General features: G+C 68.9%; 17 protein-coding genes. 15 read left to right on the top strand and 2 right to left on the bottom strand.

The genetic code is table 11. The annotated features are described in order from the left end of the window. From rplE to AC5YDV_RS12905, 15 genes are all read left to right on the top strand, one after another. The gene (gene rplE / locus AC5YDV_RS12975; RefSeq protein ID WP_496183663.1) at window positions 1-651 is read left to right on the top strand and encodes a 50S ribosomal protein L5; all 651 of its coding nucleotides are present in this window, start codon (window positions 1-3) and stop codon (window positions 649-651) included. A 7-nt stretch (window positions 652-658) separates the two neighbouring features. Then, window positions 659-844 (top strand): type Z 30S ribosomal protein S14, encoded by a 186-nt coding sequence (locus AC5YDV_RS12970; protein WP_496183662.1) that lies wholly within the window; start codon window positions 659-661, stop codon window positions 842-844. A 92-nt stretch (window positions 845-936) separates the two neighbouring features. After that, window positions 937-1344: a 30S ribosomal protein S8 gene (gene rpsH / locus AC5YDV_RS12965; protein WP_496183661.1), complete on the top strand. Its 408-nt coding sequence runs from the start codon at window positions 937-939 to the stop codon at window positions 1342-1344. Between the two features lie 17 nt (window positions 1345-1361). Then, a complete protein-coding gene (rplF, locus tag AC5YDV_RS12960; RefSeq protein ID WP_496183660.1) occupies window positions 1362-1904 on the top strand; it encodes a 50S ribosomal protein L6 in 543 nt (180 codons plus the stop codon). 2 nt (window positions 1905-1906) lie between these two features. Continuing rightward, on the top strand, window positions 1907-2287 hold the full coding sequence (gene rplR, locus AC5YDV_RS12955; RefSeq protein ID WP_496183698.1) for a 50S ribosomal protein L18: 381 nt from the start codon (window positions 1907-1909) through the stop codon (window positions 2285-2287). Between the two features lie 20 nt (window positions 2288-2307). Next, window positions 2308-2931 carry a 30S ribosomal protein S5 gene (gene rpsE, locus AC5YDV_RS12950; protein WP_496183659.1) on the top strand — a complete coding sequence of 208 codons (624 nt, stop codon included), beginning with the start codon at window positions 2308-2310 and terminating at the stop codon, window positions 2929-2931. Continuing rightward, window positions 2931-3113 (top strand): 50S ribosomal protein L30, encoded by a 183-nt coding sequence (gene rpmD, locus AC5YDV_RS12945; protein WP_496183658.1) that lies wholly within the window; start codon window positions 2931-2933, stop codon window positions 3111-3113. The genes rpsE and rpmD overlap by 1 nt, the downstream gene beginning before the upstream one ends. Window position 3114: 1 nt before the next feature. Continuing rightward, on the top strand, window positions 3115-3558 hold the full coding sequence (rplO, locus tag AC5YDV_RS12940; protein WP_496183657.1) for a 50S ribosomal protein L15: 444 nt from the start codon (window positions 3115-3117) through the stop codon (window positions 3556-3558). A gap of 126 nt (window positions 3559-3684) precedes the next feature. Then, window positions 3685-5031, top strand: coding sequence for a TrkH family potassium uptake protein (locus AC5YDV_RS12935; protein WP_496183656.1), 1347 nt, complete (start codon window positions 3685-3687; stop codon window positions 5029-5031). Beyond that, window positions 5024-5701 (top strand): potassium channel family protein, encoded by a 678-nt coding sequence (locus AC5YDV_RS12930; protein WP_496183655.1) that lies wholly within the window; start codon window positions 5024-5026, stop codon window positions 5699-5701. Before AC5YDV_RS12935 ends, AC5YDV_RS12930 begins: the two co-directional genes overlap by 8 nt. A gap of 43 nt (window positions 5702-5744) precedes the next feature. Beyond that, window positions 5745-6458: an SOS response-associated peptidase gene (locus tag AC5YDV_RS12925; RefSeq protein WP_496183654.1), complete on the top strand. Its 714-nt coding sequence runs from the start codon at window positions 5745-5747 to the stop codon at window positions 6456-6458. Window positions 6459-6578: 120 nt separating this feature from the next. Further along, window positions 6579-7916: a preprotein translocase subunit SecY gene (secY, locus tag AC5YDV_RS12920; protein WP_496183653.1), complete on the top strand. Its 1338-nt coding sequence runs from the start codon at window positions 6579-6581 to the stop codon at window positions 7914-7916. Beyond that, complete coding sequence (locus AC5YDV_RS12915; RefSeq protein WP_496183652.1) at window positions 7913-8500, top strand: adenylate kinase; 588 nt, start codon at window positions 7913-7915, stop codon at window positions 8498-8500. The genes secY and AC5YDV_RS12915 overlap by 4 nt, the downstream gene beginning before the upstream one ends. After that, window positions 8497-9333 (top strand): type I methionyl aminopeptidase, encoded by an 837-nt coding sequence (map, locus tag AC5YDV_RS12910; protein ID WP_496183651.1) that lies wholly within the window; start codon window positions 8497-8499, stop codon window positions 9331-9333. Before AC5YDV_RS12915 ends, map begins: the two co-directional genes overlap by 4 nt. A 96-nt stretch (window positions 9334-9429) precedes the next feature. Next, window positions 9430-11115: a formate--tetrahydrofolate ligase gene (locus tag AC5YDV_RS12905; RefSeq protein ID WP_496183650.1), complete on the top strand. Its 1686-nt coding sequence runs from the start codon at window positions 9430-9432 to the stop codon at window positions 11113-11115. 13 nt (window positions 11116-11128) lie between these two features. On the opposite strand, the gene AC5YDV_RS12900 is transcribed toward AC5YDV_RS12905, so the two are convergent. Both AC5YDV_RS12900 and AC5YDV_RS12895 read right to left on the bottom strand, forming a co-directional pair. Then, window positions 11129-11914 carry an ABC transporter ATP-binding protein gene (locus tag AC5YDV_RS12900; RefSeq protein WP_496183649.1) on the bottom strand — a complete coding sequence of 262 codons (786 nt, stop codon included), beginning with the start codon at window positions 11912-11914 and terminating at the stop codon, window positions 11129-11131. Further along, window positions 11907-12818 (bottom strand): ABC transporter permease, encoded by a 912-nt coding sequence (locus AC5YDV_RS12895; RefSeq protein ID WP_496183648.1) that lies wholly within the window; start codon window positions 12816-12818, stop codon window positions 11907-11909. The genes AC5YDV_RS12900 and AC5YDV_RS12895 overlap by 8 nt, the downstream gene beginning before the upstream one ends. Window positions 12819-12820 lie beyond the last annotated feature (2 nt).

Here is a 12820-nt window from a genome sequence, read left to right as displayed (position 1 = left end):
ATGGCTGAGACCGCTGTCAAGGAACTGCCCCGCCTGAAGAAGAAGTACCGCGAGGAGATCAGGGACGCCCTGAACTCCGAGTTCTCCTACGACAACGTCATGCAGATCCCCGGTCTGGTCAAGATCGTGGTCAACATGGGTGTGGGCGAGGCCGCGCGTGACTCCAAGGTGATCGACGGGGCCGTCCGCGACCTCACTGCGATCACCGGCCAGAAGCCGCAGGTCACCAAGGCCCGCAAGTCGATCGCGCAGTTCAAGCTGCGTGAGGGCATGCCGATCGGCTGCCACGTCACCCTCCGCGGTGATCGCATGTGGGAGTTCGCCGACCGCCTGCTGACGCTGGCCCTGCCCCGCATCCGCGACTTCCGCGGCCTGTCGGCCCGCCAGTTCGACGGCCAGGGCAACTACACCTTCGGCCTGAACGAGCAGGTCATGTTCCACGAGATCGACCAGGACAAGATCGATCGCGTGCGCGGCATGGACATCACGTTCGTCACCTCCGCCACCACCGACGAGGAGGGGCGCGCGCTGCTCAAGGCGCTCGGCTTCCCGTTCAAGGCTCCGGAGAACGACCCCAAGAAGGCCGTGGCCCGCCGTCGCGCCTTCACCGGCTCGAAGAGCCAGATCAAGAAGCAGATGAGCAGAAGGTGACCCACTGATGGCTAAGACAGGTCTGAAGGTCAAGCAGAGCCGCAAGCCCAAGTTCGAGGTGCGCGCGTACACCCGTTGCAACCGCTGCGGGCGTCCCAAGTCCGTGTACCGCAAGTTCGGGCTGTGCCGCATCTGCCTCCGCGAGCTGGCGCACAAGGGCGAGCTGCCCGGCGTCATCAAGTCCTCCTGGTGAGCGACTCCCAACCCACGATTCACTAAACGTCGTAGGTCCGGCGGGGGAGAGACCCCGGCGGAAACCGCGGCGAGAAAGAGGCTCATCAAGCCATGACAATGACGGATCCGATCGCAGACATGCTCACGCGTCTGCGCAACGCCAATCAGGCGTACCACGATTCGACGTCGATGCCCCACAGCAAGATCAAGGTCGGCATCGCCGAGATCCTGAAGCAGCAGGGTTACATCACGTCCTACGAGGTCGTCGAGCCCGCCGAGGGCGAGGTCGGCAAGACCCTGAAGATCACGCTGAAGTACGGCAACGGTCGCGAGCGTTCCATCGCCGGCCTGCGCCGCATCAGCAAGCCCGGTCTCCGGGTCTACGCGAAGAGCAACGCGCTGCCCAAGGTCCTCGGTGGCCTCGGCATCGCCATCATCTCCACTTCGCAGGGCCTGCTGACCGACAAGGAAGCGTCCCTCAAGAGCGTTGGCGGCGAAGTGCTCGCCTACGTCTGGTGACGGGGAGGTAGCTGAACATGTCTCGTATTGGAAAGCTCCCCATCGCGATCCCGGCAGGCGTCGAGGTCACCCTCGACGGCCAGGATGTCCAGGTCAAGGGGCCGAAGGGCACCCTCTCCCTGACCGTCCGCGAGCCGATCCAGATCGCGCGCAACGACGAGGGCCAGATCGAGGTCAGCCGTCCGGACGACGAGCGCGAGTCGCGCTCGCTGCACGGCCTGACCCGCACGCTGGTCAACAACATGGTCATCGGTGTCACCGAGGGCTATGAGAAGAAGCTCGAGATCGTCGGCGTCGGTTACCGCGTGATCTCCAAGGGCCCGCAGCAGCTGGAGTTCCAGCTGGGCTTCAGCCACCCGGTGATCATCGACGCCCCCGAGGGCGTGACGTTCGCCGTCGAGAAGCCGACCGCCTTCTCGGTGCAGGGCATCGACAAGCAGGTCGTCGGTGAGGTCGCGGCCAACATCCGCAAGCTCCGCAAGCCGGAGCCCTACAAGGGCAAGGGCGTTCGCTACTCGGGTGAACGCGTGCGCCGCAAGGTCGGAAAGGCTGGTAAGTGACGATGGCTACCCCGGTGAACAACAAGGGCATGGCGGCGCGTACCAAGTCGCGCCTCCGTCGTCAGGCACGTGGCCGCAAGAAGATCTTCGGCACCACCGAGCGTCCTCGCCTGGTGGTCACCCGGTCTGCGCGCCACATCCTGGCGCAGGTGATCGACGACACGGCCGGCCACACGCTGGCGTCCGCCTCCACCATGGAGGCCGACGTGCGCGGTGCGGACGGCGACAAGAGCGCGAAGGCCAAGCAGGTCGGTGCGCTCGTGGCCGAGCGGGCGAAGAAGGCGGGCGTCGAGTCCGTCGTGTTCGACCGCGCCGGCAACCAGTACCACGGACGGATCGCCGCGCTGGCTGATGCTGCGCGCGAGGCCGGCCTCGGATTCTGATCGAAGCGGAAAGGAAAACAATGGCGAACGAAAACGCGTCTGCCCGTGGCCGTGGTGGCCAGGGCGGTGGCGAGCGTCGCGGCCGCGACGATCGTCGAGGCGGCCGGGACAACGCCGCCCGTGAGGAGAAGAGCCAGTACCTGGAGAAGGTCGTCGCGATCAACCGCGTCGCCAAGGTCGTCCAGGGTGGCCGTCGGTTCAGCTTCACCGCGCTGGTCGTGGTGGGTGACGGTGACGGCACCGTGGGTGTCGGGTACGGCAAGGCCAAGGAGGTGCCCGCGGCGATCGCCAAGGGTGTCGAGGAGGCGAAGAAGAACTTCTTCCGCGTCCCCCGCATCCAGGGCACCATCCCCCACCCCGTCCAGGGTGAGAAGGCGGCTGGCGTGGTCATGCTGCGCCCGGCTTCGCCCGGTACCGGCGTGATCGCCGGTGGTTCCGCCCGCGCCGTGCTCGAGTGCGCCGGTATCACCGACGTCCTCGCCAAGTCGCTGGGCAGCGCCAACGCCATCAACGTGGTGCACGCCACGGTGGAGGCCCTGCAGCAGCTCGAGGAGCCGGAGCAGGTCGCCCGCCGTCGCGGTCTCCGCGTCGAGGACGTCGCGCCGGCAGCGCTGCTGCGGGCTCGGAAGGAGGGTGCAGCCTGATGGCCACGCTCCGCGTCACCCAGGTGAAGAGCGCGAACAGCGCGAAGAAGAACCAGGCCGAGACCCTGAAGACTCTCGGCCTGCGGAAGATCGGCGATGTGGTGGAGCGGGAGGACCTCCCGCACTACCGCGGCATGGTCAACACCGTGATCCACCTCGTCTCCGTCGAGGAGGTTGACTGACATGGCGCTCAAGGCACACCACCTGCGCCCGGCCCCCGGGGCCAAGACCGACAAGCACCGCGTGGGTCGCGGTGAGGCCGGCAAGGGCGGCAAGACCGCCGGCCGTGGCACCAAGGGCACCGGCGCGCGCAAGAACGTCCCCGCGGCGTTCGAGGGCGGGCAGATGCCTCTGCACATGCGGCTGCCGAAGCTCCGTGGCTTCCAGAACCCGTTCCGGGTGGAGTACCAGGTCGTGAACATCGCGAAGCTGGTCGAGCTCTTCCCCGAGGGCGGGAAGGTCACCGTCGCCGACCTGGTCGAGAAGGGCGCCGTCCGCAAGGGCAAGCTCGTCAAGATCCTCGGCACCGGTGAGTCCACGGTGAAGTTCGACATCGACGCCCACGCCTACACCGCGTCGGCCAAGAGCAAGATCGAGGCTGCCGGCGGCACCGCCAACGAGCTGTGATCTGAACGAGTCCACGAAGGGCGTCCCTCCGGGGGCGCCCTTCGTCGTGTCCCGGCAGGGTGGCTGGGGACGCCGGCTCGGCAACCCGCTGGAGGATCGTGGTCGCGGGGTATAGCGTGACTGCCCGTGCTCGGCATCCTCCGCTGGTTGGCCCACCCCGGCCGTGTCGCACCCGGTGCGTACCTCGTCGGCTGGTCCATCGGGACGGTGCTGCTCATGTCGCCGGCCGCATCCGAGGCGGGACGGCCCACGAGCTTCTGGGAGGCCGGGTTCACCGCGATGTCGGCCCTGTGCATCACGGGGCTGACCGTCGTCGACACCGCGAGCCACTGGAGCACCTTCGGGGAGCTCACCATCCTCGGCCTCATCCAGGTCGGCGGTCTCGGGATCATGACGCTGGCCAGCCTGATCGTCTTCTCCGTACCCCGCAGGCGCCCCTCCCTGGCCCAGCTGGACGCGGTGCTGGTCGAGACCCGCGCCCGCTCCCGCCACGGGCTGCGGCGGATGCTCGTCCGAATCGTCACGCTGGCGCTGGCGTTCGAGGTCGTCTTCGCCCTCCTGCTGACGCTCCGCTTGCGCGCCTACCAGCCGGACTGGGGGACGGCCGCCTACCACGGCGTCTTCCACGCCATCTCGGCCTTCAACAACGCCGGGTTCGCGCTGTACCCGGACAACCTCGTCCGCTTCAACGCCGACCCGTTCATCATCGTGCCGATCTGCCTGGCGGTCGTGGCGGGCGGCCTCGGCTTCCCGATCTACCTGGAACTCGGCCGGCGGCTCCTCCAGCAGGGGCGGACGTTCTGGTCGGTGCACCTGCGACTCACGCTGTGGGGGACCCTGATCCTCCTCGCGGTCGGCTTCCTCACGTTCGTCGCGTACGAGTGGAACAACCCCGCCACCCTCGGCGGCCAGGGTATGGACGGCAAGGTGCTCGGAGCTCTGGGCGGGGCCGTCTTCCCCCGCACCGCGGGCTTCAACTCGATCGACTATGCGCTCGCATCGGACGAGACCCTCGCGATCAACTTCGGGCTCATGCTGATCGGCGGGGGGTCGGCCGGCACGGCGGGTGGCCTGAAGATCACCACCATCGCGGTGCTGCTGCTCGCGGTGTCCACGGAGGTGCGTGGGCATGAGAAGACCGTGTTCGGCAACCGCAAGGTCAGCTCGGCGGTCACCCGTCAGGCGCTCGCCGTCACCGTGCTCGGGATCGCCGCGGTGTTCCTCGGCATCCTCGGCGTGTCGGCGCTCGGGTCGGCGCCGTTGCGGGAGACGACGTTCGAGGTCATCTCGGCGTTCGGCACCGTCGGTCTGTCGATGAACCTCACCCCCACCCTGCCCCCGGCCGCCTGGGCGGTCCTCATGGGGCTCATGTACCTGGGTCGCGTCGGACCGGTGTCCGTCGCCGCCGCGCTCGCGATGTCGACCCGGCACCGCCACTACGAATTCCCCCGGGAGGATCCCCTTGTTGGATAAGTTGCTGGGCGCACGCCCCGCCGCCGAGGGCACCGTGCTGGTGCTGGGCCTCGGCCGTTTCGGCACCGCGTGCGCCGCCCGCCTGCAGCAGTTGGGCATGGACGTCCTGGCCGTGGACGCCGACCTCGACCTGGTCAACCGCTACGCGGACACCCTCCAGCACGTCGTCCGCCTCGACTCCACCGACTCGGACGCGCTGCGCCAACTCGGCCTCGACAACATCGCCATCGCCATCGTCGGCATGGCGCACCTGGAGTCGTCGATCATCACGGTGTTGACCCTGAAGGAGCAGGGCGTCCCCGAGGTGTGGGCCAAGGCGTCCTCGCGCAAGCACGGCGAGATCCTCCGGCGCATCGGCGCCGACCACATCGTCTTCCCGGAGCGGTCCGCGGGGGAGCGGGTCGCCCACACCGTCGCCGGGCACATGATCGACTACTTCGAGTTCGAGGACGGCTTCGCCATGGCCAGGACCCACGCGCCGTCCCTCGCGTGGAACCGGACACTGGCCGAATCGGCCATCCGGACGCGCTACGACGTCACCGTGGTCGGGCTGAAGCGGCCGGGGGAGGACTTCATCTACGCAGTACCCGAGACGCGGGTGCTCGAGGGCGACGAGTTGATCGTCTCCGGCACCAAGCGCAACGTGGAGCGGTTCGCGCGCATCTCCTGAAGAGCTGGGGGCACCGCGCCGGGTCCCGACGTAGGGTGACGACATGTGTGGTCGGTTCGCGGCCTCGGCCAGCACCGAGGACCTCATCGAGACGTTCCAGGTCGAACTCGTCGAGGACGAGCCCGAGCCCACGTGGAACGCCGCGCCCACGGATCCCGTCCCGGCGGTGCTGGAGCGCCTCGACAAGGAGTCGGGACGGGTCGTCCGCAAGCTCGTGACCCCGAGGTGGGGCCTCGTCCCGTCGTGGTCGAAGGATCCCCGGGGCGGTGCCCGGATGATCAACGCCCGGGCCGAGACGGTGGCGTCCAAGCCAGCCTTCGCGAAGGCCTTCGCGGCCCGGCGGTGCCTGATCCCGGCCGACGGCTTCTACGAGTGGACGCCCACCACCGGGCCGGGCGGCAAGCCGGCCAAGCAGCCCTGGTTCGTCCGGCCCGCGAGCGGGAACCTGTTCGTGATGGCGGGCCTCTACGAATTCTGGAAGGACCCGGCGCTGACCGGGCACGCGGCGTGGCTCACCACCTGCACGATCATCACCACGCGGGCGACGGACGCGCTGGGCCACATCCACGACCGGATGCCGATGGTCGTCCGGCCCGAGGACTGGGCCGCGTGGCTGGACCCCCGCCTGACCGATCCCCAGCAGGCGCTGCCCCTCCTGCACGCCGCGGAGGGGCCCGAGATCGACACCTTCACGGTCGCGCCCCTGGTCAACAGCGTCCGCAACGACGGGCCGGAGTTGGTCCAGCCCCTCGCCTGAACGCCCACGGCCGAGGCGGTTCGGGCGGATGCGCGGCATCGGCCCCGCGCTTGCTAGAGTCTGACCGGTTGGGGCCTTCGGTCCTGACCACCTTGTGCTGTCTCCCATGATTGGACCCGGATGCTCTCCGCCTTCGCCCACGCGCTCAGGACTCCTGACCTGCGTCGGAAGATCCTGTTCACCCTCGGGGTGTTGGCCGTGTTCCGCTTCGGTTCGGTCGTGCCCACGCCGAACGTCAACATGCAGAACGTGCAGGAATGCACCCTCCAGGCGACGACCGGCTCGGCGGCGGGCCTCTACTCGATGATCAACCTGTTCTCGGGCGGTGCGCTCCTGCAACTGGCGATCTTCGCGCTCGGCATCATGCCCTACATCACGGCGTCCATCATCCTGCAGCTGCTGACGGTGGTGATCCCGCGGCTGGAGGCCCTCAAGAAGGAGGGCGGCGCCGGCCAGCAGAAGATCACGCAGTACACGCGCTACCTGACGATCGTCCTCGCCGTGATGCAGTCCTCGGCGTTCGTGACCATGGCCATCAGCGGCCAGCTCTTCCAGGGCTGCACGCTCCCGCTGGTCTACGACCTGACCATCTTCCCGATCATCGTCATGATCCTGACCATGACCGCCGGCACGGGCATCGTGATGTGGCTGGGCGAGCTCATCACCGAGCGCGGCGTGGGCAACGGCATGTCCGTGATGATCTTCACCCAGATCGCGGCGGCCTTCCCGGCCCAGCTGTGGGGCATCGCGCTCTCCCGTGGCACCATCCAGTGGAACGGCCTGACGCTGCCGAACGCGAATGGGTGGCTGACGTTCCTCGCCGTCCTGCTCGTCGGGTTCCTCGTGATGCTGGGCGTCGTGTTCGTCGAGCAGGCGCAGCGCCGCATCCCGGTCCAGTACGCCAAGCGCATGGTGGGACGCCGCTTGGTCGGGGGGTCCACGACCTACATTCCGATCAAGGTCAATCAGGCGGGCGTCATCCCCGTGATCTTCGCCAGCTCGCTGCTGTACCTGCCCCTGATGTTCGCCCAGTTCGCGCCGGACAACCCGGCCTCCTCCTGGATCGCCGCCAACTTCAACGGCACGGGCCTGTGGTACTCGGCCCTGATGTTCGTCCTGATCATCGCGTTCGCCTACTTCTACGTGGCCATCACCTTCAATCCCGAAGAGGTCGCGGACAACATGAAGAAGTACGGCGGCTTCATCCCGGGCATCCGGGCGGGCAAGCCGACCGAGAAGTACCTGGCCCACGTGCTGAGCCGTCTCACCGCCCCCGGCTCGCTCTACCTCGGCCTGATCGCGCTCATGCCGTCGTTGGCGTTCCTGTTCCTCGGGACGTCGCAGCAGATGCCGTTCGGCGGAACGTCGATGCTGATCGTCGTCGGCGTCGGCCTCGACACCGTGAAGCAGATCCAGAGCCAACTCCAGCAACGCAACTACGAAGGATTCCTGAGGTGAGATTGCTCATCATGGGCCCGCCCGGGGCGGGAAAGGGCACGCAGGCGGGATCGATCGCTGACCACTACGGGATCGTCACGATCTCCACGGGCCAGCTCTTCCGCGACAACATCCAGCTCGGCACCGCGCTGGGCAAGCAGATCGAGGCGCTCATCGCCGCGGGCAACCTCGTGCCCGACGAGGTGACGAACCAGATGGTGTTCCAGCGCCTGGCGAGCCCCGACGTCCGCAAGCGCGGCGGCTTCCTGCTGGACGGCTATCCCCGCACGCTGGAGCAGGTGTCCGCGCTGGACGGCGAGCTCGTGCGCAGCCGCCGCAAGCTGGACGCCGTCGTGGCCCTGATGGCCGAGCCCACGCAGCTCGTCGAACGGCTCCTGAAGCGCGCCGAGATCGAGGGGCGCGCGGACGACAACGCCGAGTCGATCAGCCAGCGCATCGAGGTGTACCACGCCGAGACGGCGCCGCTGCTCGACGTGTACCGCGAGCGCGGCCTCCTCGTCGAGGTGGACGCCATGGGTGACGTCGAGGAGGTGCGCCGCCGCATCACGGACGCCCTGGACGCCAAGCTCGGACGCGCCTCGTGAGTGGGGGCATCGAGCTCAAGAACCCCGACCAGCTGCGGGTCATGCGCCGCGCGGGCCTCGTCGTCGCGGAGGTGCACCGCGCCGTCCGTGAGGCGGCCGCACCGGGCATCACCACCGGCGAACTGGACGCGCTGGGCCGTGACATCCTGGCCCGCCACGGTGCCGGCTCGTCATTCCTGAACTACGGCGCCGCGTGGGGGTACCCGCCCTACCCCGGTGTGGCCTGCATCTCGGTCAACGAGGAGGTCGTGCACGGCATCCCCGGCGACCGGGTGCTCGTGGAGGGCGACCTCGTGTCGTACGACTTCGGGGCGATCGTCGAGGGCTGGCACGGCGATGCCGCCATCACGTTCGGGGTGGGGGAGTTGTCCGCCGAGGACCAACGCCTCTCCGACGTCACGCGGGAGTCGCTGTGGGCGGGTATCGGTGCGGCCCACCTCGGTGGGCGCGTCACGGACATCTCGCACGCGATCGAGAAGAGCATCCGTGGGCGTCGCGAGCGCTACGGCATCCTGAGGGACTACACCGGGCACGGCATCGGATCCGAGATGCACCAGGCGCCCGACGTGCCCAACACCGGACGCCCCGGGCGCGGTCCTCGGATCGAGCGCGGCCTCGTCCTCGCCGTCGAGCCGATGGTGACCCTGGGGTCGTCCATCGGCCTGACCCTCGACGACGAGTGGACGGTCGTCACGAAGGACGGCTCGAGGGCCGCCCACTGGGAGCACACGATCACCGTCACGGAGCACGGCCTCTGGGTGCTGACCGCTGAGGACGGCGGCGAGGCCGAACTCACCGCACGCGGGCTCCCGTTCGGTCCGCTGGCGGACTGACGCCCCGCCGCCACCGGCCCCGACGGGCAGGGCGCAACTCTTCACTCCGAGGCGGCTCGCACGCACCGCGTCCGTCTTCGGTGTTGAATGGGGCACGTGCCATCTGACCTTGAGATCGCCCAAGCCGCAGTGTTGCGGCCCATGGCCGACATCGGTGCCGTCCTGGGGCTGAGGCCCGACGAGCTGGAGCCCTACGGGCGCCACGTCGCCAAAGTGGAACTGGACGCCGTGGGCGCCCGGCAGGCGTCCGGCAAGTACGTCGTGGTGACGGCCATCACGCCGACCCCGCTGGGGGAGGGCAAGACCACCACCGTGGTGGGCCTCGTGCAGGGCCTGGGGACCTTCGGCAAGCGCGCCACTGCGGTCCTGCGGCAGCCGTCGTTGGGTCCGGTGTTCGGCATCAAGGGCGGGGCCGCGGGTGCGGGCCGCTCGCAGATCGTCCCCATGGAGACGATGAACCTGCACCTCACGGGTGACTTCCACGCGGTGACGGCGGCCCACAACCTGCTGTCCGCGATGGTGGACAACCACCTCCAGCACGGCAACGCCCTGGGCATCGCGCAACACTCCATCACGTGGGGCCGCGTCCTCGACATGAACGACCGTGCCCTGCGCAACATCGTCGTCGGCCTCGGCGGACGGCTCGACGGTGTCCCGCGGCAGGCCCGGTTCGACATCACGGCGGCGTCCGAGGTCATGACGATCCTCGCCCTGTCGACGTCGGTGCGCGACCTCCGCGAGCGGTTGGGCCGCATCGTCGTGGGTTACACGAGTGAGGGCACCCCGGTGACGGCGGAGGACCTCAAGGCCGCCGGGGCGATGGCCGTCCTGCTGAAGGACGCCGTCCGACCCAACCTGCTGCAGACCCTGGAGGGGCAGCCGGCCCTGATCCACGGTGGTCCCTTCGGCAACATCGCGACGGGCAACTCCTCGATCCTCGCCGACCAGGTGGGCCTGTCGCGGGCCGACATCGTGGTGACGGAGGCGGGCTTCGGCGCCGACCTGGGCTACGAGCGGTTCGTCAACGTGAAGTGCCGGACGTCGGGGTTCGTCCCGGACGCCGCCGTGGTGGTCGTGACCATCCGAGCCCTGAAGGTGCACTCGGGGCGATTCACGGTCGTCGCCGGCAAGCCCCTGCCGCCGGACCTGCTCCAGGAGAGCCCGGACGACGTGGCAGCGGGACTGTCCAACCTGGCCCACCACCTCGACATCGTCGCGGGCACCGGTGTGCCGGCCGTCGTGGCGATCAACGCCTTCCCGGACGACCACCCGTCCGAGCACGCCGTCGTCCAGCGGTTCGCCCAGCAGCGCGGCGTGAGGTGCGCGGTGTCGACCCACGTCGCGGACGGGGGAGCGGGGGCCACTGCGCTGGCCCGGGCTGTCCTGGAGGCGTGCGAGGCGGGCACGCGCCTGCGCTACACCTACGACCTGGACGCGTCGCTGACCGACAAGCTCCACGCGCTCGCCACCCGCGTGTACGGCGCGGCGGGGGTGGACTACGCGCCCGCCGCGGCGTCCGAGCTGAAGCGGCTCACCGACCTCGGCTTCGGCGGACTGCCCGTCCTGGTCGCCAAGACGCACCTGTCGACGACGGCCACCCCCACCGACCGCGGCGCGCCCAAGGGGTGGATGTTGCCGATCCGCGAGGTGCGCCTGGCGGCTGGCGCCGGGTACGTGTACGTGCTGTCGGGCCAGATGCAGACCATGCCCGGACTGGGGTCGCACCCGGCCGCCGAACGCATGGACCTGGCCGAGGACGGACGGATCGTCGGGCTGTTCTGATCCGGCGGGCGGGTCAGGCCAGCAGAGTGCGGTCCGAAACGGCCTTGAGCTTCTCGAACTGGTGCAGCAGGTCCTCCGACGTCGCCTTGACCTTGTCCTCACCGGACAGCTCGTAGATGATGCGCCCCTCGTGCATCATGATCAGCCGGTTGCCCATGGCCAGGGCCTGGTGCATGTTGTGCGTCACCATCAGCGTGGTCAAGCCGTGACGCTTGACGGAGTCGTCCGTCAGGCGGGTGACCAGGGCCGCGCGGGCGGGGTCGAGGGCGGCGGTGTGCTCGTCCAAGAGTAGCAGCTTCGGGCCGCTGAAGGTTGCCATCAGCAAGGACAGCGCCTGGCGCTGGCCCCCCGACAGCAGGCCCACGTCCGTGCGCAGCCGGTGCTCCAGGCCCAGCTCGAGGCGGGCGAGTTCCTCGCGGAAGATCTCCCGCTTGGCGTGGGTGACGGCCGTCCGGAGACCGCGCCTCTTGCCGCGGGCGAACGCCATGGCCAGGTTCTGCTCGATGGTGCCGTGCGGCGTGGTGCCGGCCATCGGGTCCTGGAAGACGCGCCCGACCCACCGGGCCACCTTGTGGACGGGCAACCTGGTCACGTCCACCCCGTCGATGTGGACGCTCCCGGCATCGGGACGGAACTCGCCGGCCACGACGTTCAGCAGCGTCGACTTGCCGGCGCCGTTGGAGCCGATGACGGTGACGAAGTCCCCCTCGGCGAGGGTCAGGTCCACCCCGTCGAGGGCGACCTTCTCGTTGGGGGTGTCGGCGAAGAAGACCTTGCGCAGGCCGCGGACCTCAAGCACGGGCCTCTCCTGTCTGGGCCTGGGCGAGCAGACGCCTGCGCCGCTGCGCTCGCAGGCGACGGAACACGTCGAGTCGGGGCAGCAGCAGCGCCGCGATGACGAGCAACGCCGACACCAGCTTCATGTCGTTGGGATTGGCGCCCGCCTGCAGCGCCAGTTGGATCACGATGCGGTAGACGATGGAGCCGACGACCACGGCGAGCGTGGCGAAGATGAACCGGCGTCCCGGAATGATCGCCTGCCCGATGATGACCGAGGCGAGGCCGGCGACGATGAGGCCGATGCCCATGCCGATGTCGGCGAAGCCCTGGTACTGGGCGATCATGCCGCCCGCCAGACCCACCAGCGCGTTCGAGAGCGCGAGGCCGAGGATCTTGGTGTTGTCCGTCGAGACTCCCTGGGCGCGGATCATCCGCTCGTTGTCACCCGTGGCCTGCAGGGCGAGGCCCAGGTCGGTGTTGAGGAACCAGTCCAGCACGAGGACGAACACCAGGGCGACGAGGGCGAACACGGCGATGGACGTCCAGGTGCCCAGCAGGCGGTCGTCCCGCATGCCCGACAACAGCGTGTCCGTGCGCAGCAGCGGCAGGTTCGCGCGCCCCATGATGCGCAGGTTGATGGAGTACAGCGCGATCTGGGTGAGGATGCCCGCCAGCAGCGGATTGATCCTGCCCTTGGTGTGCAGCAGGCCCGTGACCGTCCCGGCGATGGCGCCCGCCACGGCTCCGGCCGCCGTGGCGAGCCAGGGGGACTGGCCGGCGATGATGAGCGACGCCGTGACGGCGGCCCCGGTCGTGAAGCTGCCGTCGACGGTGAGGTCGGGGAAGTCCAGCACGCGGAACGTGATGTACACCCCGAGCGCCATCAGGCCATAGATCAGGCCCAGGTCAAGAGCGGACAGCATGG

The organism is Propioniciclava sp. LT432 (assembly GCF_059515965.1).
Note: the sequence above shows the minus strand (reverse complement) of the source record. Positions and strands in the feature narration are given on the sequence as shown.